Below are 25,039 nucleotides of genomic sequence, written 5' to 3'. Positions count from 1 at the left end.
GCCACCGCGTCAGAATGCTCAAACTGAGTCGCATCGCGACTCAGGCATTCGCGGCTGACGCCACCGCGTCAGAATGCTCAAACTGAGTCGCATCGCGACTCAGGCATTCGCGGCTGACGCCACCGCGTCAGAATGCTCAAACTGAGTCGCATCGACTGATTGAACTCAGCGCAACGGCCGCCCCCGCTCGACGCGGGGGCGGCCGTTGTGCGTTCCCGGAGAGGATGACCGGGACTGAAAGTCACGCGGCGCGAACCGCGACAATCGCGTCAGCGAGTTTCTTCGGGTGCCGAGTCGTCAGAATCCAGTGCGGTGCAGGATCAGCGGGATCAGTGTTGGCGATCCGCACGCCGCGATGAATCCAGCCGCGCAGCAATAGGTAGTTGCGTGCGTCTGACCCTGGGCCGATCGCTGCTTTGAGCCCCTCGGCTCCCAAGAGCTCGATGTCTCCGAGAAGTGACACCGGAATGGCGGCTCGGCCAGCCGTAAGTCGCCCATTCTCGACGACGATGGAGGGGCTGAGCAGGAGAAACGTGGCCGCCAGAATCACGTAGACGGTGACACCTGTCGGGATTGCCCATTGGGCGTTGATCGGCGTCAGCACGAGCGCGACCGCAGGGATCACCAGCACCAGCGCAATGAAGAGGCTCACTCCGGGAAGTAGTCGCTCCCGGTAGGTCGTCGTTGGCGGGGCAGTGCTGGCGTCACGGGTCATGGTTCCCATTATCCCGCGGCCCGCTCAGAGAGAGCCGCGAGGTCCGTCGATCCGAGCACACGGTCGGCAGAATCCGCTAGCCTGTGCTGGTGACTGATGTGGTTGAGGTACCGATTGTGGCGGATCTCCCGCCGCACTACGCGCACGCCAACGATGCGGGGGCCGACCTCCGCGCGACCGAGGCTGTTGATCTGGGGCCGGGGGAGCGAGCGCTGATCGGCACGGGCGTCTCGATCGCGCTGCCGGACGGGTACGCCGCCTTCGTCGTTCCACGGAGCGGCCTGGCCGCCAAGCACGGCATCACCGTGGTGAATTCGCCGGGAACCGTGGACGCAGGATATCGAGGCGAGATCAAAGTGACGCTGTTGAACACCGATCGTTCGCAGCGCTTCTCGGTCGCGGCGGGCGACCGCATCGCGCAGCTTGTCGTCATGCCCGTGACGCGCGCGGTCTTTGTGCCGGTATCCGAGCTCCCCACGAGCGAGCGCGGCACCGGTGGATTCGGTTCGACCGGCGTGAGCGGCTGACGAGAGGCGCCCAAGGCGGGTGGCCGCCGATTGAGTTCGACCCACAGGGTCACGACGAAGGAGTAACTACGATGAGCGAAGCACAGACGCCGGAGCAGCGCTCGGCTGACGATGTCGAATTGAGTGAGCGCACGCCGGAGGTCGTCGACGACGCGAAATCTGCGCCGGCCGACCGCGAGACCGCGGGTCCGTTCGACGCATCCGAGGTTCCCGCGATGCGGCCGTACGTCGACTTGGGAGGTATCAAGGTCGCGCCCCGCGAGGGTCTTCAGCTGCGGCTCGAGGTCGATGAGCGCGCGAATCGCGTCATCGCGGTGTCGCTCGAGTACGCCGAGTCCCTGCTTCAGGTGCAGGCGTTCGCTGCGCCGAAGAAGACGGGCCTGTGGGGCCCCGTGCGCGCTCAGCTGACGCAGCAGATGACGTCTCAGGGCGGTACGGTCGCCGAAGAACCAGGCTCGCTCGGCCCTGAGCTCCTTGTCGAAACGCCTGCACCGGGAGACCAGGAAGGCACGCGCGTTGCGCGTTTCATCGCCGTCGACGGCCCGAGGTGGATGCTGCGCGGCGTGATCATGGGCAAGGCCGCTCAAGATTCCGAAGCACGCGAACGCGTCATCGAGCTCTTCCGCGAGCTCGTGGTCGTGCGCGGCGACCAGCCGATGCCTCCCAGCGAGCTGTTGCAGTTGAAGGTTCCCGCTGGCGTGCAGGGGCAGCGACAGGCCCCTCCCGCCGGAACGCTTCCGGTGTGAGCAGGTCGGAGGATGGCCGGGTTGAGGGATCCGGGGAACGCGAGGAAGACCGTGCTGCATCCCGGCATCGCACTCCGCTGACCCCTCCGAGCGCTCGTGCTGACTCAGACAAGGATGCGCCAGCGGAATCAGCGGAACCAGCGACGTTCGGGGGAGCACTCGGGCGCACCGTTCGGGCCGGCATGTCGGGGGAGTCGCTCACCGGGCGCGGCGTGCTCGACGCCATCGGCGGGTGGCGCGGCGTCGCCGAGACGCTCGTTCCGGGACTCCTCTTCCTCGTGATCTTCACCTTCACCCGCGATGCGCGCATCTCTGCCATCGCTCCTGCTGCGCTCGCGCTCATCGCCGTCGTCGTGCGACTGGTGCGGCGGGAGCCGCTCGTCTCGGTGTTCTCGGGTGCAGCTGGCGTGGCGATCGCGGTTGCTGCAACTCTGCTCACCGGTCGCGGGGCCGACTACTACGTGCCCGGGTTCATCACGAACATCGTGTGGTCTGCCGGATTGCTCATCTCTGTTGCGGTCGGCTGGCCGCTCGTCGGCGTCGCACTCGGAGCCCTGCGGGGAGACCTCACTGGATGGCGCCGCGATCGGGCGCTGAAGCGCGTAGCAGCGTGGCTCACGCTCCTCTGGAGCGGGCTGTTCCTCGCTCGACTCGCCGTGCAAATGCCGCTCTACTTCGCGGCACGCGAACCCGACGGCGTTGCGGCTACCGATGCCCTCGGAATCGCTCGCCTCGTCATGGGGGTGCCGCTGTTCGCACTCGTGGTCGTCTTCACGTGGATGGTGCTGAGCAGGCTCCCTCCATCATCTGATGAATCCAAGGGTGAATCTGGCGCGAACACTGGGCAAAACACCCCGTCCGCATAACATTCGATGCGTCTGATCCGGGTGTAGAATTATCTTGACATCGAGACACATTGGAGGAGCTCAATGGGAGCCGTTAACAGCTTCGAAGCGAAGAGCACCCTCGCCGTCGGCGAGAAGGAATACGGGATCTATCGAATCGACCAGGTCCCCGGTCACGAGCGGCTGCCGTACAGCCTGAAGGTACTGCTGGAGAACCTCCTCCGCACCGAAGACGGGGCCAACGTCACGCGGTCGCACATTGAGGCTCTCGGCAACTGGGATCCGAGCGCCCAGCCGGATACGGAGATCCAGTTCTCCCCGGCGCGCGTCATTATGCAGGACTTCACGGGCGTGCCCTGCGTTGTAGACCTGGCGACGATGCGCGAGGCCGTCGTGGAGCTGGGCGGTACTCCCGACAAGATCAACCCCCTCGCTCCCGCTGAGATGGTCATCGACCACTCCGTGATCTCGGATGTGTACGGCACACCCGATGCCGCCGCCCGCAACGTGGAGATCGAGTACCAGCGCAATGGAGAGCGCTACCAGTTCCTCCGCTGGGGCCAGGGTGCCTTCGACGAGTTCAAGGTCGTTCCGCCCGGCACCGGCATCGTGCATCAGGTCAACATCGAGTACCTCGCGCGCGTCACCTTCACTCGCGAGATCGATGGCGAGCTGTTCGCGTACCCCGACACCTGCGTTGGCACCGATTCGCACACCACGATGGAGAACGGCCTCGGCGTGCTCGGCTGGGGCGTCGGCGGCATCGAGGCCGAGGCCGCGATGCTTGGGCAACCGATTTCGATGCTCATCCCGCGCGTCGTCGGGTTCAAGCTCTCGGGCCAGATCCCCGCTGGTGTGACCGCGACCGACGTCGTGCTCACCATCACGCAAATGCTGCGCAAGCACGGTGTCGTCGGCAAGTTCGTCGAGTTCTACGGCGAGGGCGTCGGCTCGGTGCCGCTCGCGAACCGTGCAACCATCGGCAACATGAGCCCCGAGTTCGGCTCGACAGCTGCGATGTTCCCGGTCGACGACGTCACGCTCGACTACATGCGCCTCACGGGGCGCTCCGAAGAGCAGATCGAGCTCGTGCGGGCCTACACGCAGGCCCAGGGCATGTGGCACGATGCGTCTCGTGAGCCGGAGTTCAGCGAGTACCTCGAGCTCGACCTCAGCACCGTCGTGTCGTCGATCGCCGGCCCGAAGCGCCCGCAGGATCGTATCGAGCTGACGAACTCGAAGTCGCAGTTCGAAACCGATCTGAAGAACTACGCGCAGGCGGCGAACCCCGCGAAGGTCAAGGACGAGCAGGGGCGCGAATTCGAGATCGACCACGGAGCGGTCACGCTCGCATCGATCACGTCGTGCACGAACACGTCCAACCCCTCGGTGATGCTCGCTGCCGGTGTGCTCGCTCGCAACGCAGCTGCGCGCGGGCTGCGCGCGAAGCCTTGGGTCAAGACCACGCTGGCGCCCGGATCCAAGGTTGTCACGGACTACTACGAGAAATCCGGCTTGAACCGCGATCTCGAGCAGCTCGGCTTCTACACCGTGGGCTACGGCTGTGTGACCTGCATCGGAAACTCGGGTCCTCTGAACCAGGAGATCTCTGATGCGGTGAACGATCACGACCTCGCGGTAACCGCGGTGCTCTCTGGCAACCGCAACTTCGAGGGCCGCATCAACCCTGACATCAAGATGAACTACCTCGCGAGCCCGCCGCTCGTGATCGCCTACTCGCTCGCCGGAACGATGGACTTCGACTTCGACACCGAGGCGCTCGGTCAGGATGAGGCCGGCAATGATGTGTTCCTGCGCGACATCTGGCCCGATCCGGTCGAGGTGCAGAAGATCGCCGATGCGTCGATCGACTCAGGCATGTTCACCGAGAAGTACGCCACGGTGTTCGACGGCGATGAGCACTGGACGTCACTGCCGACCCCTGACGGCAACACCTTCGCCTGGGACGAGAAGTCGACCTACGTGCGGAAGGCGCCCTACTTCGACGGCATGCAGCTTGAGCCGACGCCGGTCACCGATATCTCGGGCGCGCGCGTGCTCGCCAAGCTCGGCGATTCGGTCACGACCGACCACATCAGCCCTGCCGGCAGCTTCCGGGCCGAGACCCCTGCCGGCCAGTACCTCGTAGAGAACGGCATCTCACCGAAGGACTTCAACACCTACGGGTCGAGGCGCGGCAACCACGAGGTGATGATTCGCGGAACGTTCGCGAACATCCGCCTGCGCAACCAGCTGCTCGCCGGCGAGAACAACGGAGCCGGTGTCGAGGGTGGCTTCACCCGTGACTTCACTGTCGACGGTGCTCCGAAGTCGTACATCTACGACGCGTCGCAGAACTACCAGGCGGCGGGAATTCCGCTCGTGGTGCTCGGCGGCAAGGAGTACGGATCGGGTTCCTCGCGCGACTGGGCCGCGAAGGGCACCAGCCTGCTGGGCGTCAAGGCGGTCATCACCGAGAGCTTCGAGCGCATCCACCGCTCGAACCTCATCGGAATGGGCGTCCTTCCGCTGCAGTTCCCCGAGGGCGAGAACGCCGAAAGCCTGGGGCTCGACGGCACCGAGACCTTTGACATCTCGGGCATCACCGCGCTCAACGAGGGCGTGACGCCGCGCACGGTCTCCGTCACGGCGACCCGCGAGGATGGCACTTCGGTTTCGTTCGAAGCGGTCGTTCGTATCGACACCCCGGGTGAGTCCGACTACTACCGCAACGGCGGCATCCTGCAGTACGTGCTGCGTTCGCTCGTCTGATTTGCATCGATCGCAGTTGCGCCCGAGTGCTTCCAGCGCTCGGGCGCAACTACATTTCAGGCGAGGATTCGTACCTCCGCCCCGAGTAGACTGAGGGGATGCTCTGACCCTCCCGGTCGGGCGGAACGGAGGTCGGCGGGTGGCGATCCTGGATCGAATCCGAGATCCGCGTGATCTCGACGCGCTGTCGCTCGAGGAGTGCGAGTTGCTCGCCGCGGAGATTCGTGAGTTCCTGATCGCCGCGGTGTCGCGGACTGGAGGGCACCTCGGACCCAACCTGGGGGTCGTCGAACTCACGATCGCGCTCCATCGCGTCTTCCGCTCGCCGAGAGACCCGATCGTCTTCGACACCGGGCATCAGAGCTACGTGCACAAGCTGCTCACGGGTCGACGGGACTTCTCAGGTCTGCGCAGTCGCGGCGGGCTCGCCGGCTACCCGCAGCGTGCAGAGTCGGAGCACGACATCGTGGAGAGCTCGCACGCCTCGAGTTCACTGAGCTGGGCCGACGGTATCTCCCGGGCGTTCGCTCGACGAGCCGAGACCGACCCCTCGCAGCAGCATCGGCACGTGGTCGCCGTCGTCGGCGACGGCGCGCTTACCGGCGGGATGACCTGGGAAGCGCTCAACAACATCACCGACGACAATGACCGCAATCTCGTGCTGGTCGTGAACGACAATGGACGCTCGTACGCGCCCACCATCGGCGGCATGGCTCGGTTCTTGAACTCCGTGCGTTCGAAGGACGCCTATCGCGATCTGCAGGAGGGCAGCGAGAAGCTGTTCTCCCGTCTCGGGACGCCGGGTCGCACGTTCTACCGCGCGGCTCGCGGCGCCATGCGCGGGTTCGTCAGCCGAGCGTCGGATAACCAGGATCTGTATTCCAACCTCGATATCAAATATCTCGGTCCCGTCGATGGCCACGACCTCCTCGCCGTCGAAGAGGTGCTGCGCCAGGCCAAGGGCTACGGGCGGCCGACACTCGTGCATGTGATCACCGAGAAAGGGCGCGGGTACGCTCCCGCCGAGAACGACGTCGCCGATCAGTTCCACGCGATCGGTCAGATTGATCCGGGCAGCGGTGAACCCGTCGAGGCCGTCGCCGGCCGGAGTTGGACCTCGGTCTTCCGTCAGCGCATCGTGGAGCTGGCAGAGGGCGACGCGCGCATCATCGGAATCACCGCTGCGATGCTGGTGCCGACCGGACTCGATGCACTCGCCACCCGCCACCCGGGCCGCGTGATCGACGTCGGCATCGCCGAGCAGCACGCGGTCACCAGCGCGGCTGGCCTCGCTTACGGAGGGCTGCATCCCGTGGTCGCGGTGTACGCGACCTTCATGAATCGCGCCTTCGATCAGCTGCTGATGGACGTCGCGCTGCATCGCGCCGGTGTCACATTCGTGCTCGACCGCGCGGGCATTACCGGCCCCGACGGGGCGAGTCACAACGGGGTGTGGGACCTGGCGACGCTGCAGGTGGTTCCTGGCATTCGGATCGCGGCGCCGCGCGACGCGCAGACGCTGTGCGAGACGCTGGGGGAGGCAGTCGCGATCGACGATGGTCCGACGGTGCTGCGTTACCCGAAAGGTGCAGTGGGAGACGACATCCCAGCCCTTCGGCGCTTGGCCGACGGTGTCGAGGTGTTGCGCGAATCAGAGGTCGACGGCCGCGAACACCGGGACGTGCTCTTCGTCGCGGTGGGACCAATGGCGGTCATTGCGCTCGAAGCGGCTCAGCAGCTCGAATCGCTGGGCATCACTTCGACGGTGATCGACCCGCGCTGGGTCGTTCCCGTGGCGGTTTCCCTCGTCGATGCGGCAGCTCAGCATCGGCTCGTGGTCACCATTGAGGACGGTATTCGCGTCGGAGGCGTCGGAACGCGCATCCGTCAGGCCTGCAGAGACGCTGGAGTAGACACCGCCGTCAGCGAACTCGGCACCCCCGATGCATTCCCGGATCACGCCTCCCGTTCGGAGCTGCTGGCCGACGCGGGCCTCACGGCGGACCAAATCGCCGCTAGCGTTGCCGAGCAAGTGCGCGGTGATCGCGTGCCGATCGCTCGCCCTGAAGCCGGCGATCGACCTGTGAGCTGAGCTGGTCAGCAGAGGCCGTCGTCGATACCGCTGCTCATGGGCGTTCAACTGCGCAGCGGGGCGGACGGGATTGACTCCCATCCGCCCCGCTTCGCACGACGCTCGCCTCAGCGCGCTCCCGCGATCCGAGGATCGTGGAACGTCCCGCCGAACGCTCGCTCACTTGCTCCTGAGCGATCGAGGTACGGCGTCGCGCCGCCGGCCTGGAAGGGCCAGCCGGCGCCCAGGATCAGACACAGGTCGATGTCCTCAGCCGCAGCGACGACGCCTTCATCGAGCATGATCTTGATTTCACCGGCGAGCTCGTCTTCGACCCGTCGGAGGATCTCCTCCTCGCTGACCGCTGTCTTGCCGAGCGTGACGGCCTTCTTGCCCGATTTCGAGAGGTCTTCGACCTTCCCCATCTTCGACTTTACGAGGGGCTCTTCGACCTCGGCGAGCCGGTGCAGATTCTCGGAGGCGTAGAAGCGGTCGGGGAATGCAGCGACCATCGTGTCTTGCACGTGCGCAGCGACCTTCCATCCGACGAGGTCGATGAGCTCGAACGGCCCCATCGGCAGCCCGATAGGAGCAAAGGCGCGTTCCACGACCGGCAAGGGCGTGCCCTCGTCGAGCGCGCGCGCCGCCTCACCCATCACCTTTGCGAGCAGGCGATTCACCACGAAACCCGGGCGGTCGGCGGTGATGACCGCGCTCTTGCCGAGCTTCTTCGCGACGACCATCGCCGTCGCGAGGGACTCGTCGTCCGTGGTCGAAGTGCGCACGACCTCGATGAGTGGCATGACGGCGACCGGGTTGAAGAAGTGGAATCCGACGAGTCGCTCTGGGTGCGCAAGCCGCTCACCGATCTCCTGCACGGAGAGTGATGACGTGTTCGTCGCGAGCACCGCGGTCTCCGAGATGATCGCTTCGATCTCCGCGAAGACCTCCTGCTTCACGCTGAGTTCTTCGAAGACGGCCTCGATGACCCAGTCGCAGTCGGCGTACTGCGACTTGTCGGTCGTGCCGCGCACGAGATCCTTGATCTGATTCGCGTCGTCGGCGGTCAGTCGGCCCCTCTCGAGCATCTTGTCGACCTCGCCGCGAATGTACTCGAGTCCCTTGTCGACGCGCGACTGATCGAGGTCGGTGATGAGCACCGGCACGCGGAGCTTTCGTGCGAACAGCAATGCGAACTGACTCGCCATCAGCCCTGCCCCGATCACGCCGACCTTGCGTACCTGCTTCGCCAGCTGCTTGTCAGGGGCGCCTGCCGGACGCTTCGCGCGCTTCTGGACGAGGTCGAAGGCGTAGACCGAAGCTGCGAACTGATCGCCCGAGATGAGCTGGGCGAGTGCTTCATCCTCGCGCTCGAACCCGCGCCCCAGATCATTGTCCTTGGCGGCGCTGAGCAGGTCGAGAGCTGCATAGGGCGCCTTCGCCGTGGTGCCGATGCGCGCCTTCAGCGTATCGCGGGCGATCTTGATCGCAGCCGGCCATTTCGTGAGCCGTTCCAGCTTGCCCGGCACGTGCTTGCGGTCCACCTTCACGGATCCCGCGACGACGCCATCCGCCCACGCGATCGAGCGCTCCAGGAAGCTTGCGGCACCGAACATCGCGTCGAAGAGACCCATCTCGAACGCCTGCTTCGGCTTCAGCATGCGATTGTTCTTGAGCGGGTTCGACACGATGATCTCGAGCGCCCGCTCGATACCGATGAGATTCGGAACGATGGTTGCCCCGCCCCAGCCGGGAATGATGCCGAGGAACACCTCGGGAAAGGCGAGCGCCGCCGTGGAATCGTCAAGCGTGCGGTAATCGCAGTGCAGGGCGATCTCCAGTGCGCCGCCGAGTGCGAGGCCGTTCACGAACGCGAATGAGGGGACGCCGAGCTCACCGAACTTTCCGAGCACGAAGTGCCCGAACTGTGCCATGAGCCGCGCGTTCTCCTCGGTGGCGAGGGTCGAGACCTTTGATAAGTCTGCCCCCGCTGCGAAAATGAATGGCTTCCCGGTGACGGCGACCGCCGCGATCTCTCCGGCGGAAGCGCGCCGCCGGAGATCGTCGAGTGCGTTCCCGAGGCCCTGGAGTGTTCGGGGTCCCAGTGTGTTCGGACGGGTGTAGTCACGGCCGTTGTCGAGCGTGATGAGCGCGAGCGTGCCTCCCGAGGGAAGCGTCACATCGCGCACGAGTGACTCGGTGACGACCTCGTCGGCGGAGGCGGCGATGAGGGGAGAGAAGTCGATGCTGCGGTAGTCGGTCATGGCTTACTTGCCCTTCTTTCCGTCGAAATGCGGGTTCTCCCAGATCGCGGTGCCGCCCTGGCCGAGCCCGACGCACATGGCGGTGACACCGTAACGCACGTCCGGTCGCTGCGAGAATTGCCGTGCGAGCTGCGTCATGAGGCGCACTCCGGATGCGGCGAGCGGATGCCCGAACGCGATGGCGCCGCCCCACGGGTTCACGCGCGGGTCGTCGTCGGCGATGCCGAAGTGATCGGTGAATGAGAGCACCTGCACCGCGAACGCTTCGTTCAGCTCGAACAGACCGATGTCGTCGATGGTGAGGCCGGCTCGCGCGAGTGCCTTCTCGGTTGAGGGAACCGGGCCGAGGCCCATCACCTCCGGCTCGACGCCTGCAAAGCCGAATCCGACGAGCCGCATCTTCACCGAAAGTCCGAGCTGCTTCGCGGTGTCCCCGCCCGCGAGCAGGGAGATGGTCGCGCCGTCAGTGAGCGGCGAGGCATTGCCCGCAGTCACGCGGCCGTGCGGACGGAAGGGTGTCTTGAGCGTCGCCAAACCTTCCATGGTCGTCTCGGGGCGGCGCCCCTGATCCTCCGTCGCGAGACCCCAGCCCGTCTCCGAGCGCGTGGCAACCGGGATGAGATCGGCCTGGATGTCACCGCGATCGTACGCCGCCTGCACCTTCTGCTGGCTGAGCATGCCGAAGCGATCGGCACGCTCCTTCGTCAGCGCGGGAAACCGGTCGTGCAGCCGCTCGGCGGTGAGGCCCATGTTCAGCGCATCAGGGCTGACGAGCTTCTCAGCCACGAACCGGGGGTTCGGATCGGCGTCCAGTCCGATGGGGTGGCGGCCCATGTGCTCGACACCGCCGGCGATCGCGAGGTCGTACTGCCCCGCTCCAATCGCGGCACCCATGAACGAGGCCACCGTCAGCGCGCCGGCGCACATCCGATCGAGGGCGAAACCCGGAACGGTGACGGGGATCCCCGCGAGTATCGACACCGTGCGACCGAGTGTCAGGCCCTGGTCGCCCTGCTGGGTCGTCGCGGCGATGCCGACGTCGTCGATACGGTCGAGCGGAAGCTCTGGGTTGCGTTCGATGAGCCCCTGCAGTGCTTTGACCGCCAGGTCATCCGCGCGAGTTCCTGCGTATATTCCCTTGTCGCCCGCTCGCCCGAACGGGGTGCGGACACCGTCCACGAACACGACTTCTCTCATTGCGGCCACTTCGCCTCCATCAGCATTGGTGATCTGCGTCGTTTCCATACTAGAGAGACGGAGTCTCACGCGAAACCGAACCCACGAACGGCACTCAGCGAGCGCCGTCGGAGCGCGCGGAAATTATGGGAGGTCTACAAAAGCGGAGGCGATAATTGGTGCTGTAATGCCAACTTGCCAGTCTCGCGCGCCGAGTTCGCGGAGCCGGAGTGCGATGCTCTCCGCCGAGCGGTCCGCGGGCGGGCGCCATACGAGACGACGCAACGTGTCAGGGGTCAAGAGGTTTTCGAGCGGAATGCTTCGCGCAGCGGCCTCCGCCTCGATCACCGGACGCACGGCTTCCAAGCGCGCCGCGGCTTCGGGGCTGCGCTGAGCCCACATCCGGTGATGGGGAATCGAATCAGGATCGCGGCGCTTCTGCCCGGGCAGATTCTCGGTGGTCTTCCCCCGGAGGATGGCGGCCCACCATCGATCGATCTCGCTGCGGCTCGCCCTGCCCTTGAAATCCTGGAGGCGCGCAAGATCGCCTTTCGACCGCGGATTTGCACTCGCTGCCGCGACCACAGACGAATCGGGGATCAGACGACCGGGTGCGACGTCGCGTTCGCGCGCCAGGGCGTCGCGCCCTTCCCAGAGCTCGCGCGCCAGGGCGAGCGCACGGGGCGTCTTGAGCGCGTGGCCGCCCGAGAGCTTGCGCCAGGGCTCCTCAGGGCGCGGTTTCTCGGGCTTCGTGCGCACTGCTTCGAACTCCTGGCGAGCGAACTCGGCCTTCTCCTGCTCCTCGAGCCGCTCGGCGATCGCCGTACGAAGCCGCGGGAGCAGCACGACGTCGAGCGCTGCGTACTCGAGCCAGCCCTCGGGGAGGGGCCGCTGCGACCAGTCGGCTGCCGAATGTGCCTTCTCGAGGCTGATTCCGAGCAGCAACTCGACGATCGCGCCGAGTCCGACCCGATCGAATCCCAGCAGTCGCGCGGCGAGCTCGGTATCGAACAGGTGCGTCGGCACGAGGCCCAGGGCAGCGAGGCACGCGAGATCCTGCGAGGCAGCGTGGAAGATCCACTCGGCATCACTGATCGCACGCTGGAGCGGCGAGAAATCATCGATCCCTACCGGATCCATGAGAAACGTGCCAGCGCCCTGCCGGTGCACCTGCACGAGATAGGCCTCTCCGCCGTAGCGGAACCCCGACGCCCGTTCTGCGTCGACACCGACCGGTCCGGTTCCCTTCGCGAGCGCCGCTGCCGCCGCAGCGAGGCCCCCCGTGTCCACGACCATCGTCCATTCGATGTCGAGCTCCGACTGGGAGATCGTCATGCTGTTCAAACCCCTTCCGCGGCCTGGCGGGAGCGCCGTGCCGCGATGGAGTCTATTCCCTCGGCGTGGGGCAGGCCGGCCAGCAGGCAGACGAGCTCCGACCAAGCCTCGGCGTGCACGCCGAAATCCGATCCGGTGGGCGTCCACGATGCGCGAAGCTCGATCTGAGCGGAATCACCGCGGGCCTCGAGCGCACCGAAGCTGCTCGACAGCGTTTTCGTCGCCGTGCCCGAGAGGTACACGTACCGTGCGCCGCGCGAATCGAGTGCGTCGACGAGCCAGGACCAGGCGACGTCCGAAATGAACGGGTCGACTCCGATCTCGAGCTCAAGAGGAGCCTGCGCGAAGCACACGATGCGAAACGGGCCGCCCCACTCGTCGATGGCGGCTGCGTCGTGCATCAGTACGATGCGACCCGCCCCGTACGGGGACTCCAACGCGGTTTCCGTGGCGCCTACGCCGTGCACGCCGCGAGCGACGCCCGCCGCAAACGCGACGGACTGCGGTGCGATTCGCTCGGGTGCCGGAATTTCTTGGGAGATGAGCTCCTCGCGCAGTCTCGCATTGCGGAGCTGCTCGGCCGCCGTGTCGAAATCGACATGGGTACCACTGACGCGTGCCATCACACTGGCGACACTAGAGTTTCCTGTGAGCATCCTGCCGATGCCACGCCGTGCTGGGGCGAAGAGGGGGAGGGCCTGCATGCGACGAACACGATGGGTGCGAACGTTCGGTCTCGGAGCCGCTGGAGCGATTGCTGGGACGCTCGTCGCGGGTAGTGCGGGAGCTCTGCTCGGAGGTATCGCACTCGCGCGCCGAGCCGTGACGCCGGCCGCGGTCCCGGAATCTCCTGTGACCGTCGTCGAGGTCGAAGAGTTCGGGGCGAATGGCGGCACACGGCTCGTTGGACTGCGCGGAGTCGACGCGGATCTGCCCGGCCGCTACTCATTCATCTTCGACGGCGGTGAGGGCCACGCCAGGCTCGGCTCGGTCGTCGAGGTCTCGGACGGCGGCGCGGTACGAGAACTCGTGGCGGTCGATCGCGGCGTACTTCGGGCAGGAATCCGCGGGCGAATCACTGGGTGGTGGTTCACCGATCCCGAAGAACTCGGTTACCGCGTCGAACGCCTCACGTATCCCACCGAGTTCGGCGAGGCCGAGGCGTGGATCGTGTTCCCCCGCGTTGCGCGCAAGCGACGGTGGGCCGTGCACGTGCACGGCCGCGGAGCGCTCCCCGAGGAGACCATGCGGGGTGTCACGTCGCTGGCTCGCTGCGGCATCACGAGTCTCGTGATCAGTTACCGCAACGACCCAGGAGCCCCTCGCGGCTTGCGGGGCAGATACGGAGTCGGGTTCTCCGAGAGCCGGGACGTCGATGCGGCGATAGCCGAGGCTCAACGTCGCGGAGCCGAGCGCGTCACCCTCTTCGGCTGGTCCATGGGCGGCACCGCATGCCTGGTCGCGGCTACCCGCGGCGCGCACCGAAACCTCGTCGACGGGCTGATACTCGATTCACCCGCTGTCGATTGGAACGCTCTGCTGCGATACCACGCCTCGGCGCAGTCAGTGCCTGCAATGATTGCCGGCCTCGGCGTAGAGATGCTCGCACGTGGCCTCGTCGCAGCGGGTGAAAGCGGTGGGCTTCCGATCAGCTCGCTGCACCCCGAGACGTTCGCGGATGAACTTCGCGTGCCCGTGCTCATTCATGCCAGCCGCGACGACACGTTCGTGCCTGCATCGGGCGCGGAACGGCTCGCCGAGCTCCGACCTGACCTTGTCCAGCTCCGCCTCCAACCGGAAGCCGAGCACGTCAAGCTCTGGAACATCGATCCCACGGGTTGGGAAGCCGTCACCCGCGCATTCGCCCGGGCTTTGCCTCACCCGCCCTGGCGCGGGTGAACGACAGGACGGCGGTAGACTAGCCGCGATGGTCTCAGACTCCCAGCACAGCACCTCCAGCCTCGTCGACCGGCGCCCCACGATCAGCGGCACCGAGCTCGTAGCGACGCTGGTTCCCCCGCCCCAGTTCGACCGCGCCTCGTTCGACTCCTATCGACCGGATCCCGATTACCCGTCGCAAGAGGAAGCTCGCGAGATGCTCCGGGCGTTCGCTGTTCCGGCTCCGACCGTCTCGCGCGGGGGATTCTTCGGCCTGGGGCGCAAGAAGGCGGAGCCGTCGACACACGCGCCGACCAAGCCGGGCATCTACCTCGACGGCGGCTTCGGCGTCGGAAAGACGCACCTGCTCGCTGCAACCTGGCATGCGACGTCGGGTCGCAAGTACTTCGGCACGTTCATCGAGTACACCGCTCTGGTCGGTGCTCTCGGCTACAACGGGGCCGTCGGAGTGCTGTCAGGCGCCCGGCTGATCTGCATCGATGAGTTCGAGCTCGATGATCCGGGCGACACGATGCTGATGACTCGGTTGATCGGTGATCTCACCTCGACGGGCACGAAGTTCGTCGCGACCTCCAACACTCCGCCGAACGCACTCGGAGAGGGCCGTTTCGCCGCTGCGGATTTCATGCGCGAGATCCAAGCGATGTCCGATCGTTTTACGACTATTCGCATCGACGGCGTCGACTACCGACAGCGGGATCTCGAGGGGGACGCGGTTCCGCTCTCCGACGAGGAGTACCGCTTCGCCCTCGCCGACGTTGCCGCGGCGCACGAACGCATGACGGATGACGACTTCTCCGCATTGATCGAACATCTTTCAACCGTGCATCCGTCGAGCTACAGCGGCCTGCTGACGGGAGTGCAGTGCATCGGCCTCCGCGACGTGCGCGTGCTGACCGATCAGTCGTCGGCACTGCGATTCGTCGCGTTCATCGACCGCGTGTACGACGCCCAGATACCGATTCGCGCAACCGGTGCACCGATCACCACTATTTTCGGCGGCGGGATGCTCGAGGGCGGTTACCGCAAGAAGTACCTGCGCTGCATGTCGCGCCTCAACGCGCTCTCCGCGAGCGAGATCGCCTAACGGCAATGGTGCGGCGAGGAGTCTCGGGCGCGATCGTTGGAGTGCTGCGCTCGTTCGTCGCTGCGCTCACGAAGCCGTCTTCACGAACGCTCCCGGTTGAGCATCGCGGAAACGCCACGAGCCGCCTCAGCGACGCTGACCTTTCGCTCGCCGAGATCCGCGCACTCCGACCCAGCTATGAGCCAGATCCGGACGGCGATCCTGATCCGGGGGAGATCGTGTGGGCCTGGGTGCCGTATGCGGAGCACGATGGCCGGGGGAAGGATCGGCCGGTGCTCATCATCGCCCGCATCGACGCGAGTACGACGGCCGGTTGCTATCTGAGCACGAAACAGCATCGCGGCTTCGTCTCGGTGGGATCAGGGGCGTGGGACGCGGAGGGGCGAGAGAGCTTCCTCGCTACCGATCGGGTGCTCCGCCTCCCGCACGCACGCATGCGGCGCGAGGGCCATGTGCTCGACCGCGGCCGCTTCGTCGACGTCGTCGGCGCGGTCATGCGCGCGCACGGAGTGCAAAAGCCCTACGGGCGCTGAGACTGCCGATCACGTGCCCACCCCCGCGGTCGGCGTCTCATCTTCCGTACGCTCCGCGATCCGGCGGCACTAAACGACGGTGCAGAACGGGTGACCGACAGGATCAAGGTAGACCCGGAACGTGTCATGCGACTCGATGTGGCGCGCGCCGAGTGCGAGCACCTCATCGTGGGCACCCGCCAGGTCGGGCACTGCGATATCAAGGTGCGCCTGCTGGTCGCCGTCATCGCTCGGCCATACCGGTGCCGCGTAACCGGGGGACTGCTGGAAAGCGAGCTTCGCCCCGATGCCGTCAATCTCGAGATTGACCCAATCCTCGCCGTCGGGCCGTATCGTGCCCCCGACGAGCCCGCGATAGAACTCCGCGAGCGCACGCGGGTCGGGGCAGTCGAGCACGAAGCTGTGCAGGGAGCCGAGGTGTGCCATGGATATTCCTATCTCGAAGCCGAAGTTCTGGTCCTCTCCATTGTGTGCTGCGGCTCTTCCCGTGACAATCATTACTCGACACGTCGAGCTTCGAGCGTGCACTGCGGTCGGGCGCCCTCGGGCGTGCGCTCGTTGACTCGCTGTACCTCAAACCCTGCAGAGATGAGCCGTCGAGCGAGGCTGTCGGGCGGCCACCGATAGGCGGTGACAACGGCGTGCGGAAACGGTTCCAGCTCCGGCCAGGCGAATGCTCCGAGCAGGAGGCGTCCGCCGGGAGCCAACGCGCGGGCGAACTCGGCGAGAACCGCGTCGATCTCGTCGGGAGGAGTATGGATCACCGAGAACCACGAGAGAATTCCGCCGACGGAAGCGGTGGCGATGCCGCTCTGCGCCAGGTCAGCAACCCGATACTCGGTATGCGGAAATCGTTCGCGCGCGATCTCGATGAACGCGGGGGAGAGGTCGAAGCCCGTGATCTCCGCGCCCTGACGGCGCAGATCGTCGGTCCACTGGCCCGGGCCGCAGCCGGCATCGACGAGCGGGCCCCTGCACCGCGCGGCCCAGTCGCGAATCTCGACCACATCTTCGGCGGGCGCTGCGTTGACGGCGGCAAACAGGTCGGCATATTCTGCCGCCCGCGCATCGTACGAGCACTGTATCGCGGTGGCTGACATCGCTCCACCCTTAGTGCCGCGTGTGACGCATCTCGGGCGAACGCATCGCGTTCGCGATGCTCGCAAGGTCACTGGTGGAAGTAAAAGACCCGGCCGCGGCCGGGAATCCAAAGCAGAAGGACGCGTGATCCGCTATCGGTCGTTGCAGGCGTGGCAACCAAATACGGTTGAAAGGATCTTGTGTTGAGTGCAGGTTGGGAAACCGGAGAACATGAGTTCTTCCGCTCCGCAGCTATCACGCCACTCTTCAGCAGCTGCAATATCGAGGTGTTCCCGTGTCACATGATTGAGCAAAGCGGCGAACGAAGCAATCGATGGGTCCAGTAATCGCGGGTTCGGTTCGTAACTGAGGGTCTCCCAGCCCAGACGACTCGTCATCCCGCCAGTCGACTGGAGCATAAAAGCGCGCTGCGTCTCGAATGCTGCTGGTAGGAATGGCGCTTCGACCAGGTCGAAGCCGACTGAGCCCATTCCCACCACGGACTGGTCCTTTTCTAGGAACCATATGGTGAGCAATCGTTGATCATCGGTGTCCGCAAGTCGCGTGGCCGCGAGTCCGAACGTGGAGATGAAGACTGACGTGAGTCCGTTCTGCATGCGGAGGTCGGGAACATCTGCGTCCGCCACACTCAAACTGATCGTGTTTGACACGTACGCAAGGTTACAGGCCGGTCTGTGAGCGCAGGCCTGCTGATCCACATAGTTTCGCGCCACCTCACCACGAGGCTGTTGTGCGAGCGACCGGACTCACCTGGGCTCCTGTGAAGCTCATTCGATGGTGCTTCCCGAACGCATCGCGTTCGCGATGCTCGCGAGGTCACTGGTGAAAGAAAAAGACCCGGCCGGGGCCGGGTCTATCTGTGCGCGATACTGGGATCGAACCAGTGACCTCTTCCGTGTCAGGGAAGCGCGCTACCGCTGCGCCAATCGCGCCTGTTCAGGCTATTCAGTTGTGAGACGAGGTGGCGACGGGATTCGAACCCGTGTATACGGCTTTGCAGGCCGCTGCCTCGCCTCTCGGCCACGCCACCGTAGTTTTGTTACCATAAGTTACCGAGCAAGCTCGGGCACTAGAGCGGATGACGAGACTCGAACTCGCGACCCTCACCTTGGCAAGGTGATGCGCTACCAACTGCGCTACATCCGCATTTCACCGCGTTACCGCGACCTGAATAACTATAGGGAAGCCTTGCCGGGGGTGCAAATCGGTGCGGCAATCCCGGGCGCGCCGCCCGAGCGCGCCCAATCGTCGCGCGGATCTCGCAACTTTTTCTCACTGTGGAGCACCGGCGCGGATACTGTTATTGCATGGCTGAAGGGGCGGCAGCGGTGGTGAAGCGATGGGTCGGCTTCAGCGTGTTCCTCGCCGTTGTCGGTCTCATCGTGGCCGGCATGATGCTCCGCCAGGAGATCAGCGACCACGTCGCCGGAATCAACTACGAGATGACCCCGCGGGTCAACGAATTGGCCGAGGATCTAGAGCTCACGGATGCCGGGCGTCGCATTTTCATCGCGACCCATCCGACGATCGACGGGAGTCAGCACTTCAATGATCAGTGCGCCGGCGTTGATCACTCTGAACAAGGTCATGTGCTCGGCTGCTACACGTCTGATCGCATTCATCTCTTCGACGTCACGGACGATCGAGTGAACGGCATCGTCGAGATCACCGCGGCTCACGAATTGCTCCATGCTGCGTTTCGCCGTCTCGGGGAGGGCGATCAATCGCTGCTCGCATCTCGTCTTCGCGGTGCATACAAGGAGTTGGTGCCGTCGCATCCTGACCTCAAGGAGCGCATGTCCGTGTACGAGCACCTCTCGGAGTCGGCCTTCGCCAATGAGCTGCATTCGGTTCTGGGTACCGAGGTGCGCGATCTGCCGACATGGCTCGAGGATCACTATGCGCAATGGTTCACCAATCGACCAGCCCTCATCGACGACTTCGAGTCGTATCACACGGTATTCAACGATCTCCAGAGCCAAGCGGTGGCGCTCCAGGCTGAGATGACGTCGTTGCGAGCAGACGTCGAGCGACGCAAATCCGCATACGGTGACGCGGTGGATGCGTTCAACGCAGACGCGACTGCGTACGCGACGCGGATCGAGCGTGACGATTATCGCGACGACCCGGATGGGCAGCAGCGCGACGCCGATGCGCTCCAGCAGCGGCGCGTCTCGCTTGATGCCGAACTCGACGCGCTTCAGGCCGATATTGATCGATACAACGCGCTTCGCGATGACCTCGAGGCCCTGGGCGAGGTGAGTGCAGAGCTCGATGAGCATCTCGACAGTGATCTCGCGCCCATTACGACACGCCCGAACGAGAGATGACGGATCCGCGGAAAGCTGCCCCACCCCGCCGACGGTGCACGACCGGCCCATGATCCGTGTATGATCTTTCAGGTTGGCATCGACCGGATCCCTGAAGGGTTCTGCTCATGCTCGCGGGCGATTGGCGCAGTTGGTAGCGCGCTTCCTTCACACGGAAGAGGTCATCAGTTCGAGTCTGGTATCGCCCACAGCACACCCCCGCGAGTCGATGAGTCGCGGGGGTGCCGTCGTTTCAGACTTCGGTTTCCGAGCCGCTTCCTCGGTGCGGCCGCGCGATTGCCCCAGCAGAGGGGCCGGTGTGACGTGCCCTGCAGCCGCTCGGGTAGTCTGACGCCCATGCATGCTCCGGCCGTCACCGCGCTCGACTTCCTGCCGGGAATCTTCGCCCTCACCCACGCGGTGCTCGGGCTTTGGGCGATCCTCTCTCTCGCAAAGATCGGCGAGCAGCTCAGTTGGCCCAAGATGATCGCCTGGATCTTCTTCATCGCTGCAGTTCCCCTCGTCGGAGCCATCGTCTGGTTCACGGCGGGCCGCCGGCGGTTCGCGACTGCGAGCCCGGGAAAGCGCCCCCATGCACCGCAGGTCGACGACGCTCGAACGCAGTAGGATCGTACGGTGGTCGGCACCAGCGCCGACCCGGCGCGCTCGCATGTACGCGTGCGCCGTCTCCGACCTCCACAGTGAAGGAGTTCACCCGTGGCCGATGGCTTCTCCCGCTTCACCGAACGATCGATCGTCGCAATGCGCGTCAACGGAGAGCTGCGCGACCTTGCAGCGGAGATCACGGACACGGACACGGTGGAACCCGTCTCGATCGAGTCGGCCGACGGTCTGAACATTCTGCGCCATTCGGCGGCGCACGTGCTCGCCCAAGCGGTGCAGCGCATCAATCCCGAAGCTCGCTTGGGCATCGGCCCGCCCATCACCGATGGCTTCTACTACGATTTCGACCCGGCGGAGCCCTTCACCCCCGAAGACTTGAAGGCGATCTCTTCGGAGATGCAGAAGATCGTGAAGCAGGGTCAGCGGTTCGTGCGACGCGTCGTGACCGAGGACGAGGCGCGCGCCGAACTCGCCGACGAGCCCTACAAGCTCGAGCTCATCGGGCTGAAGGGCGGGGCGGCCGGAGACGAGAACGGCGAGAGCGTTGAGGTCGGCGGCGCCGAGCTCACCATCTACGACAACATCGATCCGAAGACGGGCGAGCTCTGCTGGAAGGATCTGTGCCGTGGGCCCCACGTGCCGAGCACTCGCATGCTCGGCAACGGCTGGGCGCTCATGCGCTCGGCGGGAGCATACTGGCGTGGCAGCGAGAAGAACCCGATGCTGCAGCGCATCTACGGCACCGCGTGGCCATCGAAGGACGAACTGCGTGCCTACCAGACGCGTCTCGAAGAGGCGGCAAAGCGCGATCACCGCAAGCTCGGGGTCGAACTCGACCTGTTCAGCTTTCCTGAGGAGATCGGCTCCGGCCTCGCGGTGTTCCATCCGAAGGGCGGCATCATCCGCCACGAGATCGAGAACTTCATGCGCTCCGAACTGCTGAAGAACGGGTACGAGGTCGTCAACAGCCCGCACATCACGAAGGGCACGCTGTTCGAGACCAGCCAGCATCTCAACTGGTACAAGGACGGGATGTTCCCGGCGATGCACCTGGACGAGCAGACGGATGGCGACGGCAACGTCGTCAAACAGGGGCAGGATTACTACCTGAAGCCCATGAACTGCCCGTTCCACAATCTCATCTTCCGCGCGCGCGCTCGAAGCTATCGAGAGCTGCCGCTGCGACTGGCCGAGTTCGGCACCGTGTACCGGTACGAGAAGAGCGGCACGCTCTCCGGTTTGACACGTGTGCGCGGATTGACGCAAGACGACGCCCACATCTACGTCACCGACGATCAGGTGAAGGACGAGATCAAGCGACAGCTCGAGTTCGTGTTCTCCACCCTGCGCGCGTACGGGCTCAACGACTTCTATCTCGAGCTGTCGACGCGGGATCCCGAGAAGTCGGTCGGCTCGGACGAGCAGTGGGAGCTCGCCACCGACACGCTTCGCGAGGTCGGCGAGGAATCGGGACTCGAGCTCGTCGCCGACCCCGGCGGGGCCGCGTTCTACGGGCCGAAGATCTCCGTGCAAGCGCGCGACGCGATCGGCCGCACCTGGCAGCTCTCGACCGTGCAGCTCGATTTCAACCAGCCAGAGCTGTTTGAGCTGGAGTATGCGGCGGCGGATGGCACCCGAAAGCAGCCCATCATGATCCACCGGGCGCTGCTCGGCTCGGTCGAGCGCTTCTTCGCGATCCTCCTCGAGCACTACGCCGGCGCGTTCCCGGTTTGGCTGTCGCCCACGCAGGTCGTCGGCATTCCCGTCGCCGAGCAGTACGGCGAGTACCTGGATGAGGTCATCGCACGCCTCCGCGAGCACGGTGTGCGCGCTGAGGTCGATCACAGCGATGACCGCATGCCGAAGAAGATCCGCACGCACACGAAGGCGAAGATCCCCTTCCAACTGATCGCGGGGGAAGAGGATCGCGCGGCCGGCGCCGTCAGCTTCCGCTTCCGCGATGGCACGCAGTTGAACGGCGTTCCCGTCGCCGAGGCGATCGAGCGGATCACCGGCGCAATTCGCACGCACGAGCAGGTATCTACGGCATGGTCGGAGTAGCCGATAGCGGCGCTGGCATGGACGAGGCAGGAGCAGCCCGCTCGGAGTCGCTCGATGAGAGCGGCGCCGTCGGGGTGGCCGACGACCTCCGTCGGCTCTGGGTGCCGCACCGCATGGTCTACGTTGCTGACCACCACCAGCCCGGCGAGCATGACTGCCCGTTCTGCGCCGCGCCAGAGCGCAGCGATCGCGACGCCCTGATCGTGGCGCGGGGGGAGCACGCCTATGTGCTGCTCAACCTCTTCCCGTACAACAGCGGACACCTGCTCGTCTGTCCGTACCGCCACATCTCGAACTACGACGAGGCATCTGCTGCTGAGACGGCCGAGATCGCGGCGCTGACGCAAACGGCGATGCGCGTGGCTCGGGAGACGCTGCGCTGCGACGGGTTCAATCTCGGTATGAACCAGGGCGCCATCGCCGGTGCCGGTGTCGCCTCGCATCTGCATCAGCACGTCGTGCCGCGGTGGGCGTCGGACGCCAACTTCTTTCCGATCATCGCGAAGACCAAGGCCATGCCCCAGTTGCTGGGCGAAGTGCGCGACCTCTTCGCTGAGGCCTGGCCGCACCCGTGAGCCGCGTTCCCGAGCGCGACGCCGGCAGGTCGGTGCCCAGAGCGACCACAACCGCGCCATAGACTGAACTCAGACCACCCTCATTCCGAAACGATCAAAGAGGAGCTCCCGTGTCCGGACACTCCAAGTGGGCGACGACCAAGCACAAGAAGGCGATCATCGACTCGCGTCGTGCGAAGGCGTTCGCGAAGTACATCAAGAACATCGAGGTTGCGGCGCGCATCGGCGGAGCCGACCTGTCGGGCAACCCGACGCTCGTCGACGCCGTGCAGAAGGCGAAGAAGAACTCGGTACCCGGTGACAATATCGATCGCGCGATCAAGCGCGGCGCGGGGCTCGACGGTGACGCCGTCGAGTACATGACCATCGTGTACGAGGCATATGGGCCGAACGGCGTCGCTCTCATGATCGAGTGTCTCACCGACAACAAGAACCGCGCCGCAGCCGAGGTGCGCACCGCGCTGAACCGGAATGGCGGAACTCTCGCCGATCCGGGCAGCGTCGCCTACAATTTCGGGCGCAAGGGCGTCATCGTGGTGCCAGCAGAAGGCACGACGGAAGACGACGTGCTCACGGCCGTGCTCGAAGCTGGCGCCGAAGAGGTCAACGCCGCACCCAACGGTGAGACGTTCGATGTCATCACTGAGGCGTCGGAACTCGTGGCTGCGCGCACGGCGCTCGTCGACGCGGGGATCGACTACGACTCGGCAGACGCCGAGTTCGTGCCGAATCTCAAGGTCGAGGTCGACGCTGACACCGCCCGGCAGGTGTTCCGCCTCATCGATGCGCTCGAAGACAGTGACGATGTGCAGAATGTCTTCTCGAATTTCGATCTCACCCTAGAGGTGCAGGCAGAACTCGCTGAAGACGAGTGAGCCGGCGGCGACGCGCGTCGGTTCGGCGTCCATGACACGGATCATCGGAATCGATCCCGGCCTCACCCGCTGCGGTATCGGCGTGGTGACGGCCGGGGCTGGGCGGCGAGTGACCTTCGAACACGTCGAGGTACTCGGTACGTCGGCCGCGGCCGAGCTCCCGGCGCGATTGCACCAATTAGGATCCGCCATCGAGCGATTGCTCGATGGCGAGAAGCCGGCGGCGATCGCGCTCGAGCGCGTCTTCGCGCAGCAGAATCTGCCGAGCGTTATGGGCGTCGCTCAGATCAGCGGCGTCGTGATGTTCCTCGCCGAGCGCAGGGGCATTCCGGTCGCGCTGTACACGCCCAACGAGGTGAAGGCTCAGGTCACGGGGTACGGCAGCGCCGACAAAGCCCAGGTGACGACGATGGTGACGCGGCTGCTGCGCCTCGGCGCGCCCCCGAAGCCCGCCGACGCGGCGGATGCTCTCGCCTTGGCTATCACGCATGCCTGGCACCTTTCGCGTGGGGGAACGGCCGATCGCTCTGCCCGCGGTTCGGCCCCGGTCGGCGAGACTCCGGCTCAGCGCGCGTGGCGCGAAGCCGAAGCGAAAGCCGGTCGACGTCGCAGCGGACCTCGGGCCTGAACGCTCAGGAGCACACCCCTGAAATTCTGAGCCTCCGAACTTCTCAGCAACGATGTCAGCCGCGTTCGGGCGGCGGTTCTGGATCGGCTCGGCGATCCTGCGTATCGGAGTGGCGCCCGTGCTCACCGATGTCGCCCGGCTGAGGCAGCGTGATCGGCAGGGTAATGGTTCCCGTGTGGAGCGCCTCCTCGATGGCCTGCTCTACCTGGCGCTGGCGCCGCAGTCGGATGCGGCTCAGCGCCCGCTGCTCGGGCAGGCTCCATCCGAAGCGCACCGCAAGCAGGCGCACGAGCGCCGTTACTACCACGCAGACGATGCTGGCGGGGATCACTGCGACGTCGAGCGCGAGCAGACCGATGAGCACCGTGACGCCGACGAGGCTGGCGACCGCGTACAGGGATCCGACGTGCATGAGTGCGATCGGAATGTTGAGCATCAGATCGCGCAGCACGCCGCCGCCCACGGCGGAGACCGTGCCGATGAAGAGCGCTGGCACCACCGGCATGCCGAGCGCGAGCGCTTTGGTTGCTCCGATCGCGCCGAACATGCCGATGCTGATGGCGTCGAGCACTGTGATGACGGGATCTACCTTCTCGAGAAGCCGCTGGAGCAGCATGCCGATGAATGCGGCGCCCGTGGCGACGATCAAATACCAGTTGTCTGCGAACGCGGCGGGCGTCGTGCCCAGAAACACGTCGCGCAGAAAACCGCCGCCAACACCTGAGAAGATGCCGATGATGGCAACCCCGAGCAGGTCGAGACGTTTGAATCCGGCCGCGAAGAGCGCGCCCTGCAGACTGCCGACGCCGACTGCCGCGAGGTCGGCGTAGAGCGGAATGCGGAAGGTCTCGTCGAACACAGCTCTATTGTCGCCCAACTCGGTGCGCTGCGGGCTC

Annotated in this window: 23 protein-coding genes and 4 tRNA genes; 15 read left to right on the top strand and 12 right to left on the bottom strand. The window is 65.4% G+C overall.

The annotated features are described in order from the left end of the window. Positions 1-241: 241 nt before the first annotated feature. Positions 242-715 carry a DUF3093 domain-containing protein gene (locus AB0O71_RS10925; RefSeq protein ID WP_363745162.1) on the bottom strand — a complete coding sequence of 158 codons (474 nt, stop codon included), beginning with the start codon at positions 713-715 and terminating at the stop codon, positions 242-244. 89 nt (positions 716-804) lie between these two features. Between AB0O71_RS10925 and dut the strand changes: the two genes are divergently transcribed. The 5 genes from dut (at position 805) to dxs (ending at position 7,697) form a co-directional block, all read left to right on the top strand. Next, complete coding sequence (gene dut / locus AB0O71_RS10920; protein WP_363745160.1) at positions 805-1,242, top strand: dUTP diphosphatase; 438 nt, start codon at positions 805-807, stop codon at positions 1,240-1,242. 71 nt (positions 1,243-1,313) lie between these two features. Then, a complete protein-coding gene (locus AB0O71_RS10915) occupies positions 1,314-1,988 on the top strand; it encodes a DUF3710 domain-containing protein (RefSeq protein WP_363745158.1) in 675 nt (224 codons plus the stop codon). Further along, positions 1,985-2,854, top strand: a complete 870-nt coding sequence (locus AB0O71_RS10910) for a DUF3159 domain-containing protein (RefSeq protein ID WP_363745156.1) — start codon at positions 1,985-1,987, stop codon at positions 2,852-2,854. The genes AB0O71_RS10915 and AB0O71_RS10910 overlap by 4 nt, the downstream gene beginning before the upstream one ends. Before the next feature lie 63 nt (positions 2,855-2,917). Then, the gene (acnA, locus tag AB0O71_RS10905; protein WP_363745154.1) at positions 2,918-5,605 is read left to right on the top strand and encodes an aconitate hydratase AcnA; all 2,688 of its coding nucleotides are present in this window, start codon (positions 2,918-2,920) and stop codon (positions 5,603-5,605) included. Positions 5,606-5,744: 139 nt separating this feature from the next. Beyond that, positions 5,745-7,697, top strand: coding sequence for a 1-deoxy-D-xylulose-5-phosphate synthase (gene dxs, locus AB0O71_RS10900; protein ID WP_363745152.1), 1,953 nt, complete (start codon positions 5,745-5,747; stop codon positions 7,695-7,697). Positions 7,698-7,804: 107 nt separating this feature from the next. Here dxs and AB0O71_RS10895 read toward each other — a convergent pair whose 3' ends face one another. The 4 genes from AB0O71_RS10895 to AB0O71_RS10880 form a co-directional block, all read right to left on the bottom strand. Then, on the bottom strand, positions 7,805-9,940 hold the full coding sequence (locus AB0O71_RS10895; protein WP_363745150.1) for a 3-hydroxyacyl-CoA dehydrogenase NAD-binding domain-containing protein: 2,136 nt from the start codon (positions 9,938-9,940) through the stop codon (positions 7,805-7,807). Between the two features lie 3 nt (positions 9,941-9,943). After that, positions 9,944-11,146 (bottom strand): acetyl-CoA C-acyltransferase, encoded by a 1,203-nt coding sequence (locus AB0O71_RS10890; protein WP_363745148.1) that lies wholly within the window; start codon positions 11,144-11,146, stop codon positions 9,944-9,946. A gap of 114 nt (positions 11,147-11,260) precedes the next feature. Beyond that, on the bottom strand, positions 11,261-12,451 hold the full coding sequence (locus AB0O71_RS10885; protein WP_363745146.1) for an HRDC domain-containing protein: 1,191 nt from the start codon (positions 12,449-12,451) through the stop codon (positions 11,261-11,263). A 5-nt stretch (positions 12,452-12,456) separates the two neighbouring features. Beyond that, on the bottom strand, positions 12,457-13,074 hold the full coding sequence (locus AB0O71_RS10880) for a DUF3000 domain-containing protein (protein WP_363745144.1): 618 nt from the start codon (positions 13,072-13,074) through the stop codon (positions 12,457-12,459). 79 nt (positions 13,075-13,153) lie between these two features. Here AB0O71_RS10880 and AB0O71_RS10875 point away from each other — a divergent pair, with 79 nt between their 5' ends. From AB0O71_RS10875 to AB0O71_RS10865, 3 genes are read left to right on the top strand one after another with little or no spacing between them, the layout of a single operon-like run. After that, the gene (locus tag AB0O71_RS10875; protein WP_363745142.1) at positions 13,154-14,350 is read left to right on the top strand and encodes a hypothetical protein; all 1,197 of its coding nucleotides are present in this window, start codon (positions 13,154-13,156) and stop codon (positions 14,348-14,350) included. Between the two features lie 28 nt (positions 14,351-14,378). Next, positions 14,379-15,437 carry a cell division protein ZapE gene (zapE, locus tag AB0O71_RS10870; RefSeq protein WP_363745140.1) on the top strand — a complete coding sequence of 353 codons (1,059 nt, stop codon included), beginning with the start codon at positions 14,379-14,381 and terminating at the stop codon, positions 15,435-15,437. 5 nt (positions 15,438-15,442) lie between these two features. Beyond that, complete coding sequence (locus tag AB0O71_RS10865) at positions 15,443-15,970, top strand: type II toxin-antitoxin system PemK/MazF family toxin (RefSeq protein WP_363745138.1); 528 nt, start codon at positions 15,443-15,445, stop codon at positions 15,968-15,970. Positions 15,971-16,039: 69 nt separating this feature from the next. Here the strand turns inward: AB0O71_RS10865 and AB0O71_RS10860 are convergent, their stop codons facing one another. The 6 genes from AB0O71_RS10860 to AB0O71_RS10835 all read right to left on the bottom strand — a co-directional run bounded on the left by AB0O71_RS10860 (position 16,040) and on the right by AB0O71_RS10835 (position 18,217). Continuing rightward, the gene (locus tag AB0O71_RS10860; protein ID WP_363745136.1) at positions 16,040-16,396 is read right to left on the bottom strand and encodes a VOC family protein; all 357 of its coding nucleotides are present in this window, start codon (positions 16,394-16,396) and stop codon (positions 16,040-16,042) included. Between the two features lie 71 nt (positions 16,397-16,467). Then, positions 16,468-17,070, bottom strand: coding sequence for a class I SAM-dependent methyltransferase (locus tag AB0O71_RS10855; RefSeq protein WP_363745134.1), 603 nt, complete (start codon positions 17,068-17,070; stop codon positions 16,468-16,470). A gap of 132 nt (positions 17,071-17,202) precedes the next feature. Continuing rightward, positions 17,203-17,721: a hypothetical protein gene (locus AB0O71_RS10850; protein ID WP_363745132.1), complete on the bottom strand. Its 519-nt coding sequence runs from the start codon at positions 17,719-17,721 to the stop codon at positions 17,203-17,205. Positions 17,722-17,931: 210 nt separating this feature from the next. Next, positions 17,932-18,003 (bottom strand) — tRNA-Val (locus AB0O71_RS10845). A 27-nt stretch (positions 18,004-18,030) separates the two neighbouring features. Then, positions 18,031-18,101 (bottom strand) — tRNA-Cys (locus AB0O71_RS10840). A 43-nt stretch (positions 18,102-18,144) separates the two neighbouring features. Continuing rightward, positions 18,145-18,217 (bottom strand) — tRNA-Gly (locus tag AB0O71_RS10835). 161 nt (positions 18,218-18,378) lie between these two features. Between AB0O71_RS10835 and AB0O71_RS10830 the strand changes: the two genes are divergently transcribed. The 7 genes from AB0O71_RS10830 (at position 18,379) to ruvC (ending at position 24,143) form a co-directional block, all read left to right on the top strand. After that, positions 18,379-19,401: a hypothetical protein gene (locus AB0O71_RS10830; RefSeq protein WP_363745130.1), complete on the top strand. Its 1,023-nt coding sequence runs from the start codon at positions 18,379-18,381 to the stop codon at positions 19,399-19,401. A 115-nt stretch (positions 19,402-19,516) separates the two neighbouring features. Next, positions 19,517-19,589, top strand: a tRNA-Val gene (locus tag AB0O71_RS10825). 148 nt (positions 19,590-19,737) lie between these two features. Then, a complete protein-coding gene (locus tag AB0O71_RS10820; protein ID WP_363745128.1) occupies positions 19,738-20,007 on the top strand; it encodes a PLD nuclease N-terminal domain-containing protein in 270 nt (89 codons plus the stop codon). A 135-nt stretch (positions 20,008-20,142) separates the two neighbouring features. Further along, complete coding sequence (gene thrS, locus AB0O71_RS10815; protein ID WP_363745244.1) at positions 20,143-22,065, top strand: threonine--tRNA ligase; 1,923 nt, start codon at positions 20,143-20,145, stop codon at positions 22,063-22,065. Between the two features lie 17 nt (positions 22,066-22,082). After that, positions 22,083-22,640, top strand: a complete 558-nt coding sequence (locus AB0O71_RS10810; RefSeq protein WP_363745126.1) for an HIT domain-containing protein — start codon at positions 22,083-22,085, stop codon at positions 22,638-22,640. A gap of 110 nt (positions 22,641-22,750) precedes the next feature. Continuing rightward, entirely contained in the window at positions 22,751-23,515 is a 765-nt protein-coding gene (locus tag AB0O71_RS10805) for a YebC/PmpR family DNA-binding transcriptional regulator (RefSeq protein ID WP_363745124.1), read from the top strand. A 31-nt stretch (positions 23,516-23,546) separates the two neighbouring features. After that, positions 23,547-24,143, top strand: a complete 597-nt coding sequence (ruvC, locus tag AB0O71_RS10800) for a crossover junction endodeoxyribonuclease RuvC (protein WP_363745122.1) — start codon at positions 23,547-23,549, stop codon at positions 24,141-24,143. Positions 24,144-24,198: 55 nt separating this feature from the next. Here the strand turns inward: ruvC and AB0O71_RS10795 are convergent, their stop codons facing one another. Continuing rightward, positions 24,199-25,002, bottom strand: coding sequence for a TRIC cation channel family protein (locus tag AB0O71_RS10795; RefSeq protein WP_363745120.1), 804 nt, complete (start codon positions 25,000-25,002; stop codon positions 24,199-24,201). Positions 25,003-25,039 lie beyond the last annotated feature (37 nt).

It is taken from the genome of Leucobacter sp. NPDC077196, assembly GCF_040687075.1.
Taxonomy (GTDB): Bacteria; Actinomycetota; Actinomycetes; order Actinomycetales; family Microbacteriaceae; genus Leucobacter.
Note: the sequence above shows the minus strand (reverse complement) of the source record. Positions and strands in the feature narration are given on the sequence as shown.

Coding starts and splice junctions, on each gene's coding strand:
- AB0O71_RS10895 (WP_363745150.1), bottom strand. CDS start 9,940: ATGACCGACTACCGCAGCATCGACTTCTCTCCCCTCATCGCCGCCTCC.
- AB0O71_RS10875 (WP_363745142.1), top strand. CDS start 13,154: ATGCGACGAACACGATGGGTGCGAACGTTCGGTCTCGGAGCCGCTGGA.
- AB0O71_RS10855 (WP_363745134.1), bottom strand. CDS start 17,070: ATGTCAGCCACCGCGATACAGTGCTCGTACGATGCGCGGGCGGCAGAA.
- AB0O71_RS10925 (WP_363745162.1), bottom strand. CDS start 715: ATGACCCGTGACGCCAGCACTGCCCCGCCAACGACGACCTACCGGGAG.
- AB0O71_RS10915 (WP_363745158.1), top strand. CDS start 1,314: ATGAGCGAAGCACAGACGCCGGAGCAGCGCTCGGCTGACGATGTCGAA.
- thrS (WP_363745244.1), top strand. CDS start 20,143: ATGCGCGTCAACGGAGAGCTGCGCGACCTTGCAGCGGAGATCACGGAC.
- AB0O71_RS10860 (WP_363745136.1), bottom strand. CDS start 16,396: ATGGCACACCTCGGCTCCCTGCACAGCTTCGTGCTCGACTGCCCCGAC.
- ruvC (WP_363745122.1), top strand. CDS start 23,547: ATGACACGGATCATCGGAATCGATCCCGGCCTCACCCGCTGCGGTATC.
- AB0O71_RS10830 (WP_363745130.1), top strand. CDS start 18,379: ATGGCTGAAGGGGCGGCAGCGGTGGTGAAGCGATGGGTCGGCTTCAGC.
- acnA (WP_363745154.1), top strand. CDS start 2,918: ATGGGAGCCGTTAACAGCTTCGAAGCGAAGAGCACCCTCGCCGTCGGC.
- AB0O71_RS10810 (WP_363745126.1), top strand. CDS start 22,083: ATGGACGAGGCAGGAGCAGCCCGCTCGGAGTCGCTCGATGAGAGCGGC.
- AB0O71_RS10885 (WP_363745146.1), bottom strand. CDS start 12,451: ATGACGATCTCCCAGTCGGAGCTCGACATCGAATGGACGATGGTCGTG.
- AB0O71_RS10820 (WP_363745128.1), top strand. CDS start 19,738: ATGCATGCTCCGGCCGTCACCGCGCTCGACTTCCTGCCGGGAATCTTC.
- AB0O71_RS10880 (WP_363745144.1), bottom strand. CDS start 13,074: ATGGCACGCGTCAGTGGTACCCATGTCGATTTCGACACGGCGGCCGAG.
- AB0O71_RS10865 (WP_363745138.1), top strand. CDS start 15,443: ATGGTGCGGCGAGGAGTCTCGGGCGCGATCGTTGGAGTGCTGCGCTCG.
- zapE (WP_363745140.1), top strand. CDS start 14,379: ATGGTCTCAGACTCCCAGCACAGCACCTCCAGCCTCGTCGACCGGCGC.